A 20,085-nucleotide genomic window follows, 5' to 3' on the forward strand; every position below is an offset into this window, starting at 1 on the left:
GATGACACCGCGCACCGATGGCCGCCAGGAGACCGCGGCGGTGAGCACTCTGGCAGTCCGTGTGATCCCGTGCCTCGATGTCGACGCGGGCCGGGTGGTCAAGGGCGTCAACTTCCAGAACCTGCGCGACGCGGGTGACCCGGTGGAACTGGCCGCCTCCTACGACGCCCAGGGCGCCGACGAGTTGACCTTCCTCGACGTCACCGCCTCCACCGGCGACCGCGGCACCATGCTCGACGTGGTGACCCGCACCGCCGAGCAGATCTTCATCCCGCTCACCGTCGGCGGCGGCGTGCGCACGGTCGAGGACGTGGACCGGTTGCTGCGGGCGGGCGCGGACAAGGTGTCGGTGAACACCGCCGCCATCGCCCGCCCCGAAGTGCTCTCGGAGATGTCGCAGCGCTTCGGCTCGCAGTGCATCGTGCTCTCGGTCGACGCCCGCACCGTGCCCGCGGGGCAGTCGGCTACCCCGTCCGGCTGGGAGGTCACCACGCACGGCGGCAAGCGCGGCACCGGCATCGACGCGGTGGAATGGGCGATCCGCGGTGCCGAACTCGGCGTCGGTGAGATCCTGCTGAACTCGATGGACGCCGATGGCACCAAGGCCGGCTTCGATCTGCCGATGATCACCGCCGTCCGCGCGGCGGTCACGGTGCCGGTCATCGCCAGCGGCGGCGCCGGCGCGGTCGAGCACTTCCCGCCCGCGGTGCACGCCGGTGCCGACGCGGTGCTGGCCGCCAGCGTGTTCCACTTCGGCGACCTGACCATCGGCGACGTCAAGACCGCCATGCGCGCCGACGGCATCACCGTCCGCTGACTCGACCCGCCGTATCACCACGCGGTCAGGGCCGCATCCGGTACGACCAGGCGCCGTGGTGCGGCCACGGTAGGCCGTTCGGCTGCCCGAATGCGACGTTGCCCTCGGTGACAGCGCGGCGGTAGGCGGCTTCCCTGGCGCCGCGCACCGGCTGTGCTGCCACTGGTCTGCCCTACAGCCCCATGTCGGTGGCGATGAGAGTGCGCAGGGTGTCGCTTGATCCGCCCTGGATGCGGTCGATGCGGTGGTCGGCGTAGAGGCGGGCGATCGGTGAATCGGTGAGATAGCCCGCGCCGCCGTGCAATTGGAGGCAGCGGTCGATGACCCGGCCCGCGGTCTCGGTGGCGAAGAGCTTGGCCGAGGCCGCGTGCGCCTCGGCCAGGTCGCCGTGGTCGTGCGCGTCGATGGCCCGGTCGACGACGGCCTCGACGGCGTCGACCTCGGCCTGGCAGGCGGCCAGCTCGAATTTGGTGTTCTGGAAGGCCGCGACCGGACGGGTGAAGGCGACGCGCTCGGTGGCGTGTTTGCGGGCGAACCGGATCGCGGCCTTGGCCTGGGCGTACGCGCCGACGGCGATATCGAGCCGTTCGGTGGGTAGCTGCCCGGCGAGCTGGGCGGGCGCCCGGTGCGCGGTGCCGAGCAGGTCGGCCGCGGGGACCCGGACATCGGTGAAGGTGAGTTCGGCGGTGCCGCTGAGCTTGCGGCCCAAGGTGTCGAGCCTGCGCCCGACCCGGAAACCGGCCGCGCCGGTGTCGACCACGAGCAGCGAAAGGCCGTACCCGGGGTCGCCGGGGCGGGGGGCCGCGGTGCGAGCGCACACGATCACCCGATCGGCGTTGATACCGCCCGCCACATAGGTTTTCGATCCGTTCAGCAGGTAGGTGCGCCCATCGGCCGACAGCGGCGCGGTGGTACGCATCTCGGCGGGCTCGGACCCGGTGCCCGGCTCGGACACCGCCAGCGCGAACATCGTCTCACCGCTGACCATCCCCGGCAGCCAGCGGGCCAGTTGCGCCGGGTCGGCCAGCGCGTGCACCAGCGGTAGGCACCGGCCGAGATGCGCGCTCGCCCCGCCGAAGGAGACCGCGGCCCTGGCGATCTCCTCGGCCAGCACGGTCCGGTAGCCGAACGAGCCGCGCCCCGCGCCACCGAACTCCACCGGCGCCGCGAGCCCGAGCACCCCGAGTTCGCCCAGCCGGTAATAGAACTCGCGCGGCACCAGGCCGTCGGCGTACCAGCGGCCGAAGCTCGGCGTCACCTCGGCGCCGATGAACGCGCGCAGCATCGCGCGGAACGCGGCGTGGTCGTCGTCGAGAACAGTTCTGCGCATGGGGGATTCCTCTGCGGGTCGGTGCGCCGCGGGAGCGGTGGCCCGCTCCCGCGACCGCGGACGGCCGCGAACCCGTGACAGGGTTCGCGGCCGATCCAGGGGACGGTGGCTACTTCGCGGGTGCAGGCACCGCGGGGTCCTTGCAGTAGGCGCCGAGTTCGGCCGGGCACGGCGCGAGGATCGTGGAGAAGTACTGGTACGCCGAGAACAGCGCCAGCGGGCCGCCGACCGTGATCAGCCCGGCCATGGTGCCGACCGCGCCGAGCGTGGCCGCGCCGAGCACACACCCGGCGACGGTGGCGCCGACCCACGGGGCGAGCAGCACGATCACCGGGCTGGCGATCACCGCGCCCGCGGCACCGCCGACCAAGCAGCCGATCCCGCCGCCGACCACGGCGCCGATGATCGCGGCCACCGCGCTGCCGATCCCGAGGCGCTGGGCGAGCACCCCGAGCGCGGCCTGATCGCGCGGGGTGAACGACTCGGCGATCTGCTGCGCCGCCGCGTCGGGGGCGACCAGGTCGGTCGCTGCCGCCACCTGGGTGCCACCGGTCCGCACCGGGGTGAGGGTCGCGGTGTCGCCGTCGATCTCGGCGGTGATCGGGAACAGCTGGTCGTCCATGCGGTACGACAGCGGCAGCGCGGCGACCGGGACATCGTCGGTGGTGGTGAGCACCAGCTGGTCGTCGACGACGCGCAGCTTGCCGTCACCGGTGGTGACGACGGCGGCGTCACCCGACCTGCTGACCTCGTACCGCACCTCGGTCTGCGCCGGAGCGGGCTCGGCGTTGCCGGTGCCCGCGCCGACACAGAGGGCCAGCGCCGTCATGGCGGCGGTCGCGAGCGTAGTGGACATCTTCATCGGTGATCCTCATCGATCGGGGGTGTACTTCGAGCGGTCCGCGAACGCGGAACGTGGCGGGGAGGGACTACTTTCCGGTGGTGTAGAGGCCCTCGGTGAGCGACCAGTGCGTGCCGGCGAAGGTCTGGATGCCGACGGCCTCGAGCGGGTAGCCGTCGTCGGCGCCGGTGCTCATCGTGATGCCGGGCAGCAGCAGGTCGACCGGCACGTCGTCCAGGGAGCGCATCGCCTCGCGCAGGCCCTCCCTGGTCGGGCAGGCGGCCGCGGCCATGGTCTTGTGGAAGCTCTGGGCCATGGTCCAGCCACCCATGGTGTGCTGGTTCTCCGGATCGGCGCCCGGCGCGTACTGCGCCAGCTTGGTCTTGAAGGTCCGCATGCCCGCGTCGTCGGCCCAGCGCGGGTCGGCGGCGTCCTTGATGAAGGCGGCGCTCACCACGCCCTGGATGTTCTCCAGACCGACGGGGCGCAGCGTGGCCATGGTGTTGGACACCTGGGTCACCACGTGCAGCGGATTCCACCCGGTATTGCGCACATCGGCCGCCAGCGCCTGCGAGGCGAACTTCGGGGTCGAGAAGTTCAGCAGCACATCGGCGTTCGAGTTCGCCAGGTTGCGGACCTGGGGGTCGACGGTGGGGTCGGTGACCTCGAAGCTCTGCTCGGCGACCACCCGCACCCCGCTGCCCGCGATGCCGTCGGTGAACCCGGCGAGCAGATCCTTGCCGAAGTCGTCGTTCTGGTACAGCACGGCCACGGTGGCGTCGGGCCGCTGCTCGCGGATGTAGGTGGCGTAGGCGGTGGCCTCGGTGCGGTAGCTGGGCTGCCAGCCGATGGTCCACGGATGGGCGGTGTCGGCACCGAACTTGGTGGCGCCGGTGGCAACGAACACCTGCGGCACCTTGCGCTGGTCGAGGTAGTCGACCACCGCGGAGGAGGTCGCCGTGCCCAGCGTCTGGAAGATCGCGAACACCTGATCCTGCTCGACCAGCCGGCGGGTCTCCTCGACGGTCTTGGGCGGCTGGTAACCGTCGTCGCGCACCAGGTACTCGACCTTGCGCCCGTCGATGCCGCCCTGCTCGGCGTTGATGTAGTCGAAGTAGGCCTTGATGCCCTTGGGGACCTCGCTGTAGGCCGAGGCCGGACCCGACAGCGGGTAGATCCCACCCAGCTTGATGCTGGTGTCGGTGATGCCGGTGGTCTGCTGGCCCTTGCAGTCGCCCTGCCCGACGGTGCCGGTGTCGGCGCCGCGGCCTCCGCAGGCGGTGAGCGTCGCGAGCAGCGCCGCCGCCAGGCCGATGGCGTGAATCGCCTTAGTGCGCATGTGATTTTCCTTTCCGGACGAGCTGTCCGAGCCGTTGCGCCAGGCGGCCGGCCAACCCGGCCAGCCCCGTCGGCGCGAGATACATGACCGCGATGATCAGCAGTCCGAAGATGACGCCGGGCGCCGCCTGATTGACGTCCTGGGCGAAGCTGGGCACGAACAGCACGAACAGGCCTCCGAGCAGCGGACCCCAGGTGGTGCCGAGCCCCCCGACTACGAGCCCGGCCAGCAGGGTCACCGACAGGGTCAGCGCGAACGAGTCCGGCGAGACGAAGGCGATCACCCACGTGTAGACGCTGCCCGCGACACCGGCGAGCAGTGCGCTCCAGGCGAAGGCGAGGGTCTTGTAGTGGGCCAGGTTCACCCCGAGCACCTCGGCCGCGATCTCGTTGTCGCGCACCGCGTGCAGCGCGCGCCCCACCCGCGACCGCAGCATCCCGGCGACCAGCGCGAAGCTCGCGACGGTGGTGGCGAGGGCGAGGAAATACAGCCACTGGTCCTCGGCAAGCCCGGTCCAGGCCGGCGGCACCGGCTTGGTGACGGTGAGGCCCATCGACCCGCCGGTCAGCCCGTCGAACCGCTTCAGCAGCGGCACCAGGAAGATCGCGATCGCCAGGGTGACCAGCGCCAGATACAGCCCGCGCAGCCGCAGCGCCGGGATACCGAGCGCGAAGCCGAGAGCGAAGGCCACCGCGGCCGCCAACGGGACGGTCGCGAGATACGGCACGTCCCATCGTTCGATCGCCACCGCCGCCGTGTAGGCGCCGACCGCGAAGAACGCGCCGTGGCCGAGCGAGATCTGGCCGGTGTGGCCGACCAGCAGGTTCAGCCCGAGCAGGGTGACCGCGTAGATCATCGCCATGGCGAGCTGGAAGGTGTGGAAGGGCGCCAGCTGCAACGGTGCCAGACAGGCCACGACCAGCAGGAGACCGATCAGCGCGCCGGGCAACCGGTGCGGTGCGGCCATCCGGCGGATGACCTGCGTCGACGTCGATTCGCTCATACTCGTTCCACCGCCGCGTGTCCGAACAGGCCCTGCGGGCGCAGCAACAGCACGCCCAGGATGATCACCAGTGGCACCCCGATCTTGAGTTCGGTGCCGATCACGTCGACGTAGGCGCCGGTGAGGGTTTCGGCGACGCCGACGATCAGGCCCCCCGCCACCGCGCCGCCGGGGGAGTCGAAGCCGCCGAGCGTGGCCGCGGCGAACGCGTAGATCAGAACCCCGCCCATCATGTTGGGCTCGAGGAACAGCAGCGGCGCCGACAGCACCCCGGATACCGCGCCGACCAGCGCGGCCAGACCCCAGCCGAGCGCGAGTACCGTGCCGACCCTGATCCCGACCAGCCGGGCCGAGGCCGGGTTCGCCGCCACCGCCCGCATGGCCAGCCCGATCCCGGTGTAGCGGAACAGCAGATACAGCAGCCCCATCACCATCCCGACCACCGCGAAGATGCCGAGGCTGCCGTATCCGACACTGATCCCGCCGCCGTGGAAGGCGCCGTCCGGGAACGGATTCGGGAAGGATTTCACCTGGTAGGACCAGATCCAGCCGGCGATCGCGTGCACCGTGAAGAACAGGCCGACGGTGACGATCACCAGGGTGATCTCGGGCGCGCCCTCCACCGGTCGGATCACCACCCGCTCGATCGCCATGCCCGCCAGGAACGAGATGGCCAGCGTCAGGATCAGTGCCGCCCAGAACGGCATCGTCTGGCTCAGCTGCCAGGCCAGGAACGCCGAGAACATGGCCAGCTCGCCCTGGGCGAAGTTGACGATCCCGGTGAACCGGTAGATCAGGACCAGCGCCAGTGCCAGGCCCGCGTAGATCGCGCCCGCCGAGAGCCCCTCGACGAGCTGCTGCGCGAATTCGGTCACGGCCGCACCCGGATTCCGAGATAGGAGCGGGTGACCTGGTCGTCGGCCTTGATCTGGGCCGCGGTGCCGGACAACACGATCCGGCCGGACTCGAGCACATGGGCCTGGTGGGCGATGCCCAAGGCCAGGTGCGCGTTCTGTTCGACGACGATCACGGTGGTGCGTTCCTCTTCGTTGATGGTGTGCACGATCCCGAACAGCTCCTTGGTCACCAGTGGTGACAGTCCGAGGGAGGGTTCGTCGAGCAGCAGCAAGCGCGGGCGCAGCATCAGCGCCCTGCCGATCGCGAGCATCTGCTGCTGGCCGCCGGACAGGCCGCCCGCCGGCTCGCGCTGCTTGTCGCGCAGGATGGGGAAGTAGTCGTAGACGCGGCGCAGGTCGGCCTCGACACCGGCGCGGTCGCGCCGGGTGAAGGCGCCGAGGCGCAGGTTCTCCGCCACCGACAGCGGCGCGAACGCGCCGCGCCCCTCGGGCACATGAGCGACGCCGAGGCGGGCCATCGCCTCCGGGGCGCGCCCGGTGACATCGGTGCCGCCGAGCCGCAGTGTGCCGCGCACCTTGACCATGCCGCACAGGGCGCGCAGCAGGGTGGTCTTGCCCGCGCCGTTGGGGCCCAGGATCGCGCAGACCTCACCCTCGGCGACCGAGAACCCCACCCCGTGCAGGACTTTCGCGGCGCCGTAGCCGGCGTGCAGGTCGGCGATGGCGAGGAATTCACGGTTCTGCTCGGTCCGCGCGACCGGCCACCGGCCCGCGATGCCACTCATGCCGCCGTCCCGAGGTAGGCCCGGACGACCGCCGGATCACGTTGTACCGCTTCGGGTTCGCCCTCCGCGATGACCTGCCCGAACTCCAGGCACACCACCCGGTCGCAGGTGCCCATGACGAAGCCCATGTGGTGTTCGACCACCACGACGGTCAACTCCAGCTCGGCCTGCAGGGCGCGCAGCCGCTCGGCGAACTCGTCGACCTCGCCGTGGCTGAGCCCGTTCACCGGCTCGTCGAGCAGCAGCAACCGTGGCCGCACCGCCAGCGCCCTCGCCAATTCGATCCGCTTGAGCGTGCCGAACGGCAGGCCGGCCGCCGGATGGTCGGCGACGGCGGTCAGGTCGAGGCGTTCGAGCAGGTCGTCGGCCTCGGCGCGCAATGCGCGTTCCTCCCGCCGGACGACCGGCAGGCGCAGCCCCGCCGAGACGAAGCCGGCGCGGGCCCGGTGGTGTGCGCCGACGAGCACGTTGTCGCGGACCGACAGCCGGGGGAACAGTCCGAGGTTCTGGAAGGTGCGGGCGATGCCGAGCCCCGCCAGCGCGTCGGGGCGCACCGTCGACAGATCGGAGTCCAGATAGCGCAGGGTGCCCGAAGTCGGGCGGTTGCGCCGGGTCAGGCAGTTGAACAGGGTGGTCTTGCCCGCGCCGTTCGGTCCGATCAGGCCGACCATTTCGCCGGGGGCGACCGTGAACCCGACTTCCCGCAGGGCGGTGATCCCGCCGAAGCGCACCGTCAGGTTGGTTGTTTCGAGCATGCGACGACGGTAATTTCGCAGGTCAGTACGCCACATCGGACGTTGCGGACCAACTTCGCCGCAGGTTCTCGTCCGCTGTGGACAGGGCGCACGCCGGATGTCGCCGGCGTCGGCCACCGACCGCGCGTACGGGGATCGCCGCGGTGCGGCGGGGCACGCGCGAGGAGCGCTGGTCAGGCGGTCCGGCCGGGGCTGCGGTCGCGGGGCAGCCGGTTGACAGCGGCAAACCGGACCATGCAGACTCCCCGGACATGTCGGCTGGATCACATCTGCTCACCCCTGAGCCCGATTCGCTGCACGCCGAGCGCGCGCGGATCGTCGGGTGCGCCTACGCGCACGCCGACGACATCGCCGCCGATGTGATGGCCAAGATCCGGGTCGAGCTGCCCGGCTACGGCACCGCCGATCCGGGATTCCTCGCCGATGTGCACGACCAGCTGGCCAGGCTCAGCCGCACCGGTCTCGGCGCGCTGCTCGAGCGCAAGCGGGTCACCCCCGCCGATGTCACCTACGCGCGCCAGGCCGCCGCGCGGCGTGCCAGGTCCGGATTGCCGCTGGTCGACTACATCGCCGCGTTCCGGCTCGGGCAGCGGGCCATCTGGAAGACCCTGCTCGCGCACGCGGGCGACAGCGAGGTGGGCAGGGAGGCGGTGCTGTCGCTGGCCGGACCGCTGGCCCGCTACACCGACCTGATCAGCACCCAGGCGACCGACGCGTACCTGGAATTCCAGCAGTACGTGGCCGCCGAATCGGGCCGCGACAGCCAGGCGCTGATGGATTCGCTACTCGACGGCACCCTGCCCGCCGGCGGCCCGCACCTGTCGGTGGCCACCGCCCATGGCATCGGCACCGAGCACGGCACGCCGCTGGTGGTGGTGACCGCCGTGGTCCTCGACGGCGCGGCGCGGACCGAGACCATGGGCGAGACGCTGCGGCTGGTCTCGGCCGCGGCGGCCCGCGTCGGCGTCAACGGCCTGCGCACCTTGTCGGTGGTGCGCGGCGACAGCGAGGTCGTGGCGATTCCCGCGCTCGGGCGGGACGGTTCGCCCGAGCAGCTGTGCGAACGGTTGCGCGCGCTGCACACCGAGCTGGCCGCCGACGGCATCGCGCTGGCCGTCGGCGTGAGCACCGCGGTCACCGAGGTTGCCCAGGTTCCGCGGGCCTACCGGCAGGCGAAGGCCGCACTGGCGCTGTTGCCGTCCGGCGGCGGTGTCCTGGCGCTACCGCAGCTGACCCCGTTCGAGTACCTGCTGCTGCGCGCCGACGACACCACCCGTCAGCTCGTCGACCCGCGCATCGGCAGCGCGCTGGCCGATGACCGCGTCCGCGGCGGCTCGCTCGCCGAAACCATCCGCGCCTTCGCCGCCGCCGACATGAACCTGCGGGAAGCCGCCGAGCAGCTGCGCATCCATCTCAATACGGCCAAGTACCGGATCGGCCGCATCCAGGAGCTCACCGGGCGCAATGTGCGCAGTGTCAACGATCTGGTGGAATTGCTGGTGGCGATCGAACTGCAGACCGGAAGGCCTGCGCACACCGGGACGGCTGCTATAACCGACGTATGAGTCTGGATCCCGCCATCGCCGCCCGCCTCAAGCGCAACGAGGCCGGGCTGGTCGCCGCTGTCGCGCAGGAGAAGTCGACCGGCGAGGTGCTGATGATGGCGTGGATGGACGACGAGGCGCTGGCCCGCACCCTCGAAACCCGCAGGGGAACCTACTATTCGCGCTCGCGGCAACAGTACTGGGTCAAGGGGGAGACCTCCGGCCACACACAGTTCGTGCACGAGGTGCGCCTGGACTGCGACGGTGACACCGTGCTGCTGATCGTCGACCAGGAGGGCGCCGCCTGTCACACCGGTACCCACACCTGCTTCGAGACCGACGTGCTGCTCGCCGCGAAGTAGGCGTCACCGGGCTCGCAGGCACTGGACCGGTCAGCGTGGGCTAGGTGGCGCAGTCCTCGGCGAGCACGGTCTCCAGCCGCGCCGCGACGATCTCGCCGAGCTCGGCCAGCTGGGCGATCTGCCCTGGTTCCAGGCTGTCGAGAACCAGCCTGCGCACCGCGTCGACATAGCCGGGCGCGGCCGCGAGAACCGTCTCGAATCCGGCATCGGTGAGCACCGCGTTGACCCCGCGCCTGCCCGCGGTGGTGTCGCGGCGTGCCCAGCCGAGCCGTTCCAGCTTGGACACCACATGCGACAGCCGCGATAGCGACGCATTTGCTTTGTGGGCGAGATCACTCAGCTGGAGCCGATGGCCCGGTTCCTCCGACAGCAGGCTCAACACCCGGTACTCGAAATGCGTGAGCCCGGATTCGCGCTGCAGCCGGGTGTCGAGCGCGCCCGGAATCCGGGCCATGAGCGCGACGATCGCCTGCCAGGCGCGCTGTTCCACTGGGTCGAGCCATGGCGTGGTCACCGGCACTGCCTGACGGCCGGACGACAGGGCTGAGGTACTTGGGCGCGCACTGCATAGAGTTTGCCACGACGTCGCTACGACGTCCTCGGGATGGCAGTGGCCGTGAGGTCACTCACAGCGCCGTGGCCGGACTATCGCTACTCGGCGGGGGATACCGGCGGCTCCGGCGTCTGCGCGGCCTTGACCGCCTTGCGCCGGTCCAGTTCTCGCTTGCCCATGAACGCGGCCACCGCGAGGAACACCACCCCGGCGACCAGCGCGCCGACGAGACAGGCGCCGCGGAAAGCGGGCGCGTCGACATCGAGAATGCGCTGACCGGCGTGTGCGGCATTGTTGCGGCCGAGCACGATGGTCAAGGTCATCAGATTCGGGATCGCGCCGAGCAGCGCGATGATCACCGCGGCCCCCGCGATGAACTTGCCGCCCTTGCGGTTCCACACGCGAACCGCCAGCAACAGCAACAGCAGTGGGACCAGGGTGAAGACGAAGCCGTAGACCAGGCCCCACCAGATGCCGGAGGAGAAGCTGCCGTGCACCAGCGCGCCGAGGCGCTGAGCCCACCAGCGCGGAATGAACGACGCCAGAATGAAATAGGCGATCACCAGCACGATCGCCGTCGCCACCGTGATGATCGCGCGATTGCGCCACACGGTGAGTGTGGACTTCTGACCGCTCGTCTGCAGCTCGCCGCTCGTCATGTGACCAGGGTAGAGGTGCCACGACGGCCGGGCGCCGATCCGGCGCCCGGCGTTTCGGTCGGGGTAGCTAGCCGATCGCCTCGGCGCGGTCGCGCAGGAAGGCCAGCGCCTCGTCGGCGTGCACGGCGGCGCGCAGCTCGCCGGTCACGACCTTCAGAATCGTGCGGTCGGTGTCGATGACGAAGGTGTGCCGCTTGACCGGGGCGAGCTTGCCGAGCAGCCCACGCTTGACGCCGAACGCCGCGGCCACCGTGCCGTCGGCGTCGGACAGCAGCGGGTAGTCGAGGCGCTGCTTGGTGGCGAACCCGGCCTGCACCTGCGCGCTGTCGGTGCTGATCCCGGCGCAGGAGGCGCCGATGGCGGCGAACTCCGCGCTCAGATCGCGGAAATGGCAGGCCTCGGCCGTGCAGACCGGAGTGTTGGCGGCCGGGTAGAAGAACAACACCAGCGGGCCGCCTGCGAGCAGGTCGTCGATGGTGCGGAGCTGAGCGGACTGATCGGGGAGCGCGAACTCGGGGGCGCGCTGGCCTGGCTGCATGATGTCCGACACTATCGAGCGGGTGGCCGGGACGACAAGATCCCCGCCCGCCGGAGCGAACGGGGATCCCTGCGGTTCGTACTCGGTGCCGCCCCCGACGGACTGCGCCGAGTCAGCGCTGCAGCAGGGCCGCGATCTCGGGATTGCGGATCTCCATCACATCGAGGATGCCGTGCACGCGCAGCATCGGCTCGAGCTCACGGATACGGTCCCGGTGCCCGGCGTACTCCACCGGGAAACGCTTCTCGTCCAGATCCTCCATGGCCTTGGCGTAGGTGACGAACGACGTCAGCGCGCTGGCCGCCGACATCTGGCCCGGACCGTAGTGCTGCTGCGACGGGGCGACCAATCGGCCGTCCTGTGCGCCCTGGTGCGAGGGGTACAACTATTGCTCCTCTCGGAAGGGGGGATTACCGCGTGCGACATGGAACGCGCGCGAGTGTAGTGATATCGATCACCGGCCCTCGCGTCGCGGGGGTCGGGCCAGCGCGCGGGCGCGACGGCGCGCCTGGGATGATGGGCTCATGCAGGGCGCGTCGACACCAACCACAACGACCCGCGACCAGTTCCGGCTGCTCGCCGCCGAGCACCGGGTGGTCCCGGTGACCCGAAAGGTGCTGGCGGACTCCGAAACTCCGCTCTCGGCCTACCGGAAGCTGGCCGGCGACCGGCCGGGCACCTTCCTGTTCGAGTCCGCCGAGAACGGGCGGTCGTGGTCGCGCTGGTCGTTCATCGGCGCAGGCAGCCCGTCGGCGCTGACCGTCGTCGACGGTGCGGCGGCCTGGCTCGGCGCCGTGCCCGCCGACGCGCCGTCAGGCGGCGATCCGCTGCGCGCGCTGCACGAGACGCTGGAGCTGCTGCGGACCGAGCGCCTGCCCGGTCTGCCGCCGCTGACGGGCGGTCTGGTCGGCTACCTCGGCTACGACGCGGTGCGCCGGATCGAACGGCTGCCCGAACTGGCCGCCGACGATCTGCAGCTGCCCGAGCTGGTACTCATGCTGGCCACGGACCTGGCCGCGTTCGACCACCACGAGGGCGCGATCACCCTCATCGCCAACGCGGTCAACTGGAACGGCACCGACGAGAACGCCGACGCCGCCTACGACGACGCCCTCGCCCGCCTCGACCGGATGACCGCCGCGCTGGCCGCGCCCGCCGCGTCGACCGTGTCGGTCTTCGACCAGCCGGACCCGGAGTTCCTGCGCAGGCGCACCACCGAGGAGTTCGGGGCCGGGGTGCGCAGGCTGATCAAGGAGATCGAGGCGGGCGAGGCCTTCCAGGTTGTGCTCTCGCAGCGTTTCGAGATGGACTACACCGGCTCGCCGCTCGCGGTCTACCGGATGCTGCGGGCATCCAATCCGAGCCCGTACATGTACCTGATGCACATCCCCGACGGCGACGGCGGCACCGCGTTCTCCATCGTCGGCTCCAGCCCCGAATCGCTGGTCACGGTGAAGGACGGGATCGCCACCACGCACCCGATCGCGGGCACCCGCTGGCGCGGGACCAGCGCCGAGGACGACATCCTGCTCGAGAAGGACCTGCTGGCCGACGAGAAGGAGAACGCCGAGCACCTCATGCTCGTCGACCTCGGCCGCAACGACCTCGGCCGGGTGTGCAGGCCGGGCACCGTGCGGGTCACCCAGTATCGCCACGTCGAACGCTACAGCCACGTCATGCACCTGGTGTCGACGGTGTCCGGGCAGCTGGCCGAGGGCAAGATCGCCCTCGACGCCGTGCAGGCCTGCTTCCCGGCGGGCACCCTGTCGGGCGCGCCGAAGGTGCGGGCGATGGAACTCATCGAGGAACTGGAACCGACCCGGCGCGGCGTCTATGGCGGCGTCGTCGGCTACCTCGACTTCGCCGGCGACGCCGACACCGCTATCGCCATCCGTACCGCGCTGCTCAAGGACGGCACCGCCTACGTACAGGCGGGGGCGGGCGTCGTCGCCGACTCCGACCCGGTCTACGAAGACACCGAGGCCCGCAACAAGGCCATGGCGGTGCTCAAGGCCATCGCGGCCGCGCAGACCCTACGCACCTACGAGGGCGGCGAACAGTGAGCGGGTACGGTGCTCGAACCCGCCGCCCGCCGTCGCCGGGTGTCCTCGGCCGGGCGCAGGCATGAGCGAGCGCAGCGAGCGACCAATGGGCACAGCCGAGCGCCCGCTCGTGCCGGAGCCGGGCGAGGCGCAGGTATGAGCGAGCGCGGTGAGCGGTGGATCGGCACGGCCGCTGACGTGGTCGTGCCGGACGGGTTTCGGCGAGGTGGAGGCAGGAGTGGGCAGGTGAACCCTCGGCGCAACGGGACCACGCGCACGCCGGAGCCAACCGGGGGCGAGGTGGTGTCATGACCGTCGAGCAGCCGGACGACGGCGTGACCGGAGACGATGCGGGTGGTCCTTCGGGTACGCCTGGTGGCGGCGATCCCGCCGTCGCGCCCGTCCGTGCCGCGAAGCCGGTCGTCGCGGTGGCGCTGCTCGCGCTGGCGGCGGGCGGGCTGTGGGTGTCGTCGCGGATGACCTGGGTGACGGTGCACTCCGCGGACGGGCTCACCGAACCGCGCACCGACGATCTCGACGGCGCCACCTGGTTCGGCGCGCTCACCCCGCTGGCCCTGGTGCTGGTCGCCGCGATCGCGGCGGTGTTCGCGGTGAAGGGCGGTCTGCGGCAGCTGCTCGGCGTGGTGCTGGCGGTCCTGGCCGCGGTGGCGGCGGTGCCCGGCTTCGCACTGGCGGCGGGTGCGGGCAGGCCCCAGGAGCGGGCGGGCACACTGGCCGAGCTCCCCGCCCGCGCGGTGGTCAGCGGCGTCGACGTGCACCTGGCGCCTGCGATCCTGTCGCTCGTGGCGGCGGCGTGCGCGCTGGCCGCCGGTGTCCTGCTGACCCGCAGGACCGGCCAGAGCGCCCAGCTGTCGGGCAAGTACGACAACCCCGTGTTCCGCCGCGCCGACGCCAGCGCGGAGGTGAGCAGACAGCGCGCCGACGACGGCACGGCAGCCCCACTGTCGGAACGGGTGCTGTGGGACGCGCTCGACGCCGGCACCGACCCGACCGACACCGCGGGGGAGCCGGGTGACGACGGCGGCACCGCATCCGGTCGCACGCGGTGAACCAGCGTGACCGCCGGACAGTGCGGCGGCGCGGTCAGGGGGCGGCGACAGCCCGCGATATCCGCCGGATCGCGGCAGCGAGCCACGGTACCCCGCCGCAGTATGGCGGCGGCGCGACCCGTGATCGCGCGGCAGTGACCCCCGGCACCCCCGCCGCAGGGACACCGTCGGCCTCCATTTATTGTTGTCAAGCATCGGTGAGACAGCGCCTGAGGGGACTCTCAGGTGAGAAGTTCGTCTCCCCAGAAAGGATTCGAGCCAGATGACGGTACTCGACTCGATTCTCGACGGGGTTCGGGCGGATGTTGCCGCTCGCGAAGCCCTCCTCGATTTTCAGGCGATCAAGGCCGCGGCAGCCGCCGCGAAGGCGCCGCTCAACGCCGCCGCCGCGCTGCACGAGGACGGGATCGGTGTCATCGCCGAGGTGAAGCGGGCCAGTCCGTCCAAGGGCGCGCTGGCCGACATCCCGGACCCGGCAGTGCTGGCCAAGGCCTACGAGGACGGTGGCGCCCGCATCATCAGCGTGCTCACCGAGGGCCGCCGGTTCGGCGGCTCGCTCGACGATCTCGACGCCGTCCGCGCCGCCGTGAACATCCCGGTGCTGCGCAAGGACTTCGTCGTCGGCCCATATCAGATCCACGAGGCCCGCGCACACGGCGCCGACGTGATCCTGCTGATCGTGGCCGCGCTCGAACAGGACGTGCTGTCCGCGCTCATCGACCGCACCGAATCGCTGGGCATGACCGCGCTGGTGGAAGTGCACACCGAGGAGGAGGCCGACCGCGCGCTGGAGGCGGGCGCATCGGTGATCGGGGTCAACGCGCGCAACCTCAAGACCCTCGAAGTCGACCGCGACGTGTTCGCCCGGATCGCACCCGGCCTGCCGTCGGAGGTCATCCGGGTGGCCGAATCCGGGATCCGCGGCACCGCCGACCTGCTGGCCTACGCCGGCGCGGGCGCCGACGCGGTACTCGTCGGCGAGGGCCTGGTGACCAGCGGCAACCCGCGGGCCGCCGTGTCCGAACTGGTGACCGCCGGTACCCACCCGTCCTGCCCCAAGCCGGCCCGCCGGAGCATCCGGTGACCGCACTGCCCCAGGCGAGCGCCGGGATCGCCCAGCACTCCGACTACGAGCCCGACGCGGGCGGCCACTTCGGCGTCTACGGCGGACGGCATGTTCCCGAGGCGCTGATGGCGGTGATCGAGGAGGTCACCGCCGAGTACGAGAAGGTCCGCAGCGATCGCGGCTTCCTCGACGAACTCGACCGGCTGCAGCGCGACTACACCGGTCGTCCCTCGCCGGTGTTCGAATGCGCCAACCTGGCCGAGCACGCCGGTGGCGCGCGCATCTTCCTCAAGCGCGAGGACCTCAACCACACCGGCTCGCACAAGATCAACAATGTGCTCGGGCAGGCGCTGCTGGCCAAGCGGATGGGCAAGACCCGCGTCATCGCCGAGACCGGCGCCGGTCAGCACGGCGTGGCCACCGCCACCGCGTGCGCATTGCTCGGTCTGGACTGCGTCATCTACATGGGTGCGGTCGACACCGCCCGGCAGGCGCTGAACGTGGCGCGGATGCGGCTGCTCGGCGCCGAGGTGGTCTCGGTGACCACCGGGTCGCAGACGCTCAAGGACGCCATCAACGAGGCGCTGCGCGACTGGGTGTCCAACGCCGAGGACACCTACTACTGCTTCGGCACCGCCGCGGGTCCGCACCCGTTCCCGCTGATGGTGCGCGATTTCCAGCGGATCATCGGGATCGAGGCACGTGCCCAGATCACCGAGCGCACCGGCAGGCTGCCCGACGCGGTGGTGGCCTGTGTCGGCGGCGGCTCCAACGCCATCGGCATCTTCCACGCGTTCATCCCCGACGCCGGGGTGCGGCTGATCGGCTACGAAGCGGCCGGTGACGGCGTGGAGACCGGTAGGCACGCGGCGACCTTCACCGGCGGCACCCCCGGCGCCTTCCAGGGCGCCTACTCGTACCTGTTGCAGGACGAGGACGGGCAGACCATCGAATCGCATTCGATCTCGGCCGGACTGGACTATCCGGGCGTCGGCCCCGAACACGCCCACCTCAAGGACATCGGCCGGGCCGAGTACGAGCCCGTCACCGACACCGAGGCGATGGACGCGCTGCTGCTGCTGTCGCGTTCGGAGGGCATCATCCCGGCGATCGAGTCCGCGCACGCGGTGGCCGGTGCGCTGCGCCTGGGCAAGCAGCTCGGTCCCGGCGCGATCATCCTGGTGAACCTGTCCGGTCGCGGCGACAAGGACATGGACACCGCGGGCCGCTGGTTCGGTCTGTTCGACGACGACGCCGCCGAGGAGAACCAGCAGTGAGCCAGCAGTCCCGTCTCGCGAACACCTTCGCCGCCGCGCGGGCCGAGGACCGCGCCGCCCTCATCGGCTACCTGCCCGCGGGCTATCCCGACCTGGCCGGTTCCATCGAGGTGTGCCGGACCATGGTCGAATCCGGGTGCGACATCATCGAAGTCGGCGTCGCCTACTCCGATCCGGTGATGGACGGCCCGACCATCCAGGCTGCCGCCGAGCAGGCACTGCGCGGTGGGGTGCGGGTGCGCGACGTGTTCGCCGTCGTCGAGGCGATCACCGCCGCCGGCGGGCAGGCCGTGGTGATGAGCTACTGGAACCCGGTGCTGCAATACGGCGTCGACGCCTTCGCCCGCGACCTCGCCACCGCCGGCGGCGCCGGGATCATCACCCCCAACCTGATCCCCGACGAGGCCGACGACTGGTTCGTCGCCTCGGCCACCCACAACCTCGACCGCATCTTCCTGGTCGCGCCGTCCTCCACCGAGGAGCGCCTGGTGAAGACGCTCGAGGCCTCGCGCGGCTTCATCTACGCCGCCTCCACCATGGGTGTCACCGGCGCCCGCGACGCGGTCTCCTCGGCGGCCCCCGCCCTGTGCGCCCGCATCCGCGCCCACTCCGACATCCCGATCGGCGTCGGCCTCGGCGTGCGCTCCGGCGCCCAGGCCGCCGAGATCGCCGGCTACGCCGATGGCGTCATCGTGGGCTCGGCGCTGGTCACGGCCGCCGCGGACGGCCTGGACGCGGTCCGCGCCCTCACCGGCGAACTCGCCGAAGGCGTACGCGCCCGCCGCGTGCCGACCGCGTAGCTCGTCAACCCGAGGTCGTTGCCGCGCTCGTCAGACCAGCCAGGACTTGTTGCGGAAGTAGCGGTCGTCCTCGTCGGGTTCATCGGGTTCGTAGATCGCGTCCCGGTCGGGTTTGCGGGAGCGGGGGATTTCCGCCGCAGGCTGGTCCGGGGTGCGCGGTGCGGGCGGAACGAACGGGGGCTCGGCAGGGGGGTGCCATCAGTTCCGCTCCGGATATCACGCCGCTACTACCGCAGCGGTGGTGAGGCCGAGCGGAGCCCACACCAATCGTTCTGATCGTCCAGTTCGTCACCGATCGGCGGGAAAGTGTGTGCTGTGCGCGGTGCCCGATGGGTCGACCGGCGTGCAGACCTGGCGAGGCGTCGACGCCGGGTGAACGCCGGCGATATCGTCAGACGGGTATCCACCACCGTTCGAGCCACGGTCACCTGTCCGTGGGGGGACTCCACTAACGTGGTGCCCGTGAACTCAGTCCTGGCCTACATTCCGAGTCCGCCGCAGGGTGTCTGGCAGCTCGGGCCCTTTCCGCTGCGGGCATACGCGCTGTGCATCATCGCCGGCATCGTCATCGCGATCTGGTGGGGTGAGCGGCGGTGGCAGCAGCGCGGCGGCAAGCCGGGGGCGGTGCTCGACATCGCGATGTTCGCGGTGCCGTTCGGGCTGGTCGGCGGCAGGCTCTACCACGTCGCCACCGACTACCAGAAGTACTTCGGCGAGGGTAAGAACCCCGTCGAGGCGCTCTACATCTGGCAGGGCGGCCTCGGCATCTGGGGAGCGGTGTTCCTCGGCGGTATCGGCGCCTGGATCGGCTGCCGGATCTACAAGATCCCGCTGCCCGCGCTCGGTGACGCGATCGCGCCCGGCGTGCTGCTCGCCCAGGCCATCGGCAGGCTCGGCAACTACTTCAACCAGGAACTCTACGGTCGTGCCACCGACGTGCCGTGGGGACTCGAGATCTACGAGCGCTTCGACGCCGAGACCGGCGCGCGCGACATGATGAACGGCGTGTCCACCGGCCGGGTGCTCGAGGTCGTGCACCCGACGTTCCTGTACGAGCTCGTCTGGAACGTGCTGGTGGTGATCGCGCTGGTGCAGCTGGACAAGCGCTTCAGGATCGGGCACGGCAGGCTGTTCGCGCTCTACGTGGCCGGCTACAGCTTCGGCCGCTTCTTCGTGGAGCTGATGCGCAGCGACGAGGCCACCCACATCCTCGGTATCAGGATCAACTCGTTCACCTCGGCCATCGTGTTCCTGTGTGCGATGGCCTATTTCGCACTGGCCACCAAGGGCCGCGAGACCCCGGCGCAGCTGCAACCCGACGCGGAACCACGGCCGTGGCCGTGGCAGATCTCGAAACTGCGCGCCCTCGGTGCCGCCGGGAACGCCGCGACGACGGACGACTCGGCCGAGCGCGCAACAACGCAGCCGGCCGATTCCGCGGCGAAGGACGACGCGAAGGATCCGGTGACGGCCGACGGCGCGGATCCGGCGAAGTCTGCCGCCACCGAGCCGGGGCAACCTGCCGCGACCGACACGGCCGATCCCGAGCCCGGCACCACCGACGAGCAGGCGAAAGACGACGCCGGCCCGGACTCGGCGCCCACGCTGAAGAACAGCTGACCGTACGACGGGGTGGCGGAATCGACGGGCGTCGGGCAACATACCCGACGCCCGTCGCGATATACGAGCGAGTTGTCGCGGCGCCGATGGTGTGGCACCCGAGGCGACAACGGCCGGTCGATATGACCACAATGGCCGTGATCGTCGCGGGCGCACCGCCGTTCGGCCGATCGCCACTGGCCGGGGGCCACGACGGGTACCCGCACGAATGAGGAGGACATTTAGTGACCGACCCCTACAACCCGAATCCGCAGTACGGGCCCGACCTGGGCAAGCAGGACTCCGGCGCGCAGCCGCAGTACGGCCAGCCCGCCTACGGTCAGCCGTCGGACCCGTACGCCCAGCAGCCGGGGCACGGTCAGCCGCAGTACGGTCAGCCCCAGCCGCAGTACGGTCAGCCCCAGCCGCAGTACGGTCAGCCCGCCGACCCGTACGGTCAGCCGCAGCCCGCCTACGGTGCCGCGCCCTACGGTGCCATGCCGCAGGGCTACAACCCGGCCGATCCGGAAGCGCCGTACGGCCGTGACATGTACGGCGTCCCGTTCTCCGACAAGCAGAAGCTGATGGCCGGTCTGCTGGAGATCTTCCTCGGCAGCTTCGGTGTCGGCCGCTTCTACCTCGGCTACACCGGCCTCGGCATCGCCCAGATCGCGGTGGTCTGGCTGACCTGTGGCATCGGCGCCATCTGGCCGCTCATCGACGGCATCATGATGCTCACCGGCAAGGTGCCCGACGCGCAGGGCCGTCCGCTGCGCGACTGATCGCCGACTCCGGCAACACGGGTGTCCCGCCGACGGTGGGGCACCCGTTGCGCGTTTCCCGGCCGG

At 70.9% G+C, this 20,085-nt stretch carries 22 protein-coding genes; 10 read left to right on the top strand and 12 right to left on the bottom strand.

Annotation, left to right across the window (positions count from 1 at the left end; translation table 11 throughout):
- The first annotated feature begins 1 nt into the window (after position 1).
- Positions 2-817 (top strand): imidazole glycerol phosphate synthase subunit HisF, encoded by an 816-nt coding sequence (hisF, locus tag ACFOW8_RS00225; protein WP_378543489.1) that lies wholly within the window; start codon positions 2-4, stop codon positions 815-817.
- 25 nt (positions 818-842) lie between these two features.
- Here hisF and ACFOW8_RS00230 read toward each other — a convergent pair whose 3' ends face one another.
- The 8 genes from ACFOW8_RS00230 to ACFOW8_RS00265 form a co-directional block, all read right to left on the bottom strand.
- A complete protein-coding gene (locus tag ACFOW8_RS00230) occupies positions 843-980 on the bottom strand; it encodes a hypothetical protein (RefSeq protein ID WP_378543492.1) in 138 nt (45 codons plus the stop codon).
- Positions 981-989: 9 nt separating this feature from the next.
- Positions 990-2,147: an acyl-CoA dehydrogenase family protein gene (locus tag ACFOW8_RS00235; RefSeq protein WP_378543495.1), complete on the bottom strand. Its 1,158-nt coding sequence runs from the start codon at positions 2,145-2,147 to the stop codon at positions 990-992.
- Positions 2,148-2,256: 109 nt separating this feature from the next.
- Complete coding sequence (locus ACFOW8_RS00240; RefSeq protein ID WP_378543498.1) at positions 2,257-3,009, bottom strand: hypothetical protein; 753 nt, start codon at positions 3,007-3,009, stop codon at positions 2,257-2,259.
- A 67-nt stretch (positions 3,010-3,076) separates the two neighbouring features.
- The gene (locus ACFOW8_RS00245; RefSeq protein WP_378543501.1) at positions 3,077-4,327 is read right to left on the bottom strand and encodes an ABC transporter substrate-binding protein; all 1,251 of its coding nucleotides are present in this window, start codon (positions 4,325-4,327) and stop codon (positions 3,077-3,079) included.
- Entirely contained in the window at positions 4,317-5,330 is a 1,014-nt protein-coding gene (locus ACFOW8_RS00250) for a branched-chain amino acid ABC transporter permease (protein ID WP_378543504.1), read from the bottom strand. Before ACFOW8_RS00250 ends, ACFOW8_RS00245 begins: the two co-directional genes overlap by 11 nt.
- Complete coding sequence (locus tag ACFOW8_RS00255) at positions 5,327-6,205, bottom strand: branched-chain amino acid ABC transporter permease (protein ID WP_378543507.1); 879 nt, start codon at positions 6,203-6,205, stop codon at positions 5,327-5,329. The genes ACFOW8_RS00250 and ACFOW8_RS00255 overlap by 4 nt, the downstream gene beginning before the upstream one ends.
- Positions 6,202-6,972, bottom strand: coding sequence for an ABC transporter ATP-binding protein (locus ACFOW8_RS00260; RefSeq protein ID WP_378543510.1), 771 nt, complete (start codon positions 6,970-6,972; stop codon positions 6,202-6,204). Before ACFOW8_RS00260 ends, ACFOW8_RS00255 begins: the two co-directional genes overlap by 4 nt.
- Positions 6,969-7,727 carry an ABC transporter ATP-binding protein gene (locus ACFOW8_RS00265; RefSeq protein WP_378543513.1) on the bottom strand — a complete coding sequence of 253 codons (759 nt, stop codon included), beginning with the start codon at positions 7,725-7,727 and terminating at the stop codon, positions 6,969-6,971. The genes ACFOW8_RS00260 and ACFOW8_RS00265 overlap by 4 nt, the downstream gene beginning before the upstream one ends.
- A 251-nt stretch (positions 7,728-7,978) precedes the next feature.
- Between ACFOW8_RS00265 and ACFOW8_RS00270 the strand changes: the two genes are divergently transcribed.
- Both ACFOW8_RS00270 and hisI read left to right on the top strand, forming a co-directional pair.
- Positions 7,979-9,292, top strand: coding sequence for a PucR family transcriptional regulator (locus tag ACFOW8_RS00270; protein ID WP_378543516.1), 1,314 nt, complete (start codon positions 7,979-7,981; stop codon positions 9,290-9,292).
- Positions 9,289-9,633: a phosphoribosyl-AMP cyclohydrolase gene (gene hisI / locus ACFOW8_RS00275; RefSeq protein WP_378543519.1), complete on the top strand. Its 345-nt coding sequence runs from the start codon at positions 9,289-9,291 to the stop codon at positions 9,631-9,633. Before ACFOW8_RS00270 ends, hisI begins: the two co-directional genes overlap by 4 nt.
- A gap of 40 nt (positions 9,634-9,673) precedes the next feature.
- On the opposite strand, the gene ACFOW8_RS00280 is transcribed toward hisI, so the two are convergent.
- The 4 genes from ACFOW8_RS00280 to ACFOW8_RS00295 all read right to left on the bottom strand — a co-directional run bounded on the left by ACFOW8_RS00280 (position 9,674) and on the right by ACFOW8_RS00295 (position 11,768).
- Positions 9,674-10,087, bottom strand: a complete 414-nt coding sequence (locus ACFOW8_RS00280) for a MarR family winged helix-turn-helix transcriptional regulator (protein ID WP_378543868.1) — start codon at positions 10,085-10,087, stop codon at positions 9,674-9,676.
- Between the two features lie 197 nt (positions 10,088-10,284).
- The gene (locus ACFOW8_RS00285) at positions 10,285-10,845 is read right to left on the bottom strand and encodes a permease (RefSeq protein WP_378543522.1); all 561 of its coding nucleotides are present in this window, start codon (positions 10,843-10,845) and stop codon (positions 10,285-10,287) included.
- A gap of 67 nt (positions 10,846-10,912) precedes the next feature.
- Positions 10,913-11,383 (bottom strand): peroxiredoxin, encoded by a 471-nt coding sequence (locus ACFOW8_RS00290; protein ID WP_378543524.1) that lies wholly within the window; start codon positions 11,381-11,383, stop codon positions 10,913-10,915.
- 112 nt (positions 11,384-11,495) lie between these two features.
- On the bottom strand, positions 11,496-11,768 hold the full coding sequence (locus ACFOW8_RS00295) for a hypothetical protein (protein ID WP_378543527.1): 273 nt from the start codon (positions 11,766-11,768) through the stop codon (positions 11,496-11,498).
- A gap of 139 nt (positions 11,769-11,907) precedes the next feature.
- Here ACFOW8_RS00295 and ACFOW8_RS00300 point away from each other — a divergent pair, with 139 nt between their 5' ends.
- From ACFOW8_RS00300 to ACFOW8_RS00330, 7 genes are all read left to right on the top strand, one after another.
- Positions 11,908-13,446, top strand: coding sequence for an anthranilate synthase component I (locus ACFOW8_RS00300; RefSeq protein ID WP_378543530.1), 1,539 nt, complete (start codon positions 11,908-11,910; stop codon positions 13,444-13,446).
- A gap of 287 nt (positions 13,447-13,733) precedes the next feature.
- Positions 13,734-14,495: a TIGR02234 family membrane protein gene (locus ACFOW8_RS00305; RefSeq protein ID WP_378543533.1), complete on the top strand. Its 762-nt coding sequence runs from the start codon at positions 13,734-13,736 to the stop codon at positions 14,493-14,495.
- A 262-nt stretch (positions 14,496-14,757) separates the two neighbouring features.
- Entirely contained in the window at positions 14,758-15,579 is an 822-nt protein-coding gene (gene trpC / locus ACFOW8_RS00310) for an indole-3-glycerol phosphate synthase TrpC (protein ID WP_378543536.1), read from the top strand.
- On the top strand, positions 15,576-16,838 hold the full coding sequence (gene trpB, locus ACFOW8_RS00315; RefSeq protein ID WP_378543539.1) for a tryptophan synthase subunit beta: 1,263 nt from the start codon (positions 15,576-15,578) through the stop codon (positions 16,836-16,838). Before trpC ends, trpB begins: the two co-directional genes overlap by 4 nt.
- Positions 16,835-17,638, top strand: coding sequence for a tryptophan synthase subunit alpha (gene trpA / locus ACFOW8_RS00320; protein WP_378543542.1), 804 nt, complete (start codon positions 16,835-16,837; stop codon positions 17,636-17,638). Before trpB ends, trpA begins: the two co-directional genes overlap by 4 nt.
- A gap of 453 nt (positions 17,639-18,091) precedes the next feature.
- On the top strand, positions 18,092-19,258 hold the full coding sequence (lgt, locus tag ACFOW8_RS00325; RefSeq protein WP_378543545.1) for a prolipoprotein diacylglyceryl transferase: 1,167 nt from the start codon (positions 18,092-18,094) through the stop codon (positions 19,256-19,258).
- Positions 19,259-19,482: 224 nt separating this feature from the next.
- A complete protein-coding gene (locus ACFOW8_RS00330) occupies positions 19,483-20,019 on the top strand; it encodes a TM2 domain-containing protein (protein ID WP_378543548.1) in 537 nt (178 codons plus the stop codon).
- Positions 20,020-20,085 lie beyond the last annotated feature (66 nt).

The organism is Nocardia rhizosphaerae, assembly GCF_042650365.1.
GTDB classification, from domain to species: Bacteria; Actinomycetota; Actinomycetes; order Mycobacteriales; family Mycobacteriaceae; genus Nocardia; species Nocardia rhizosphaerae.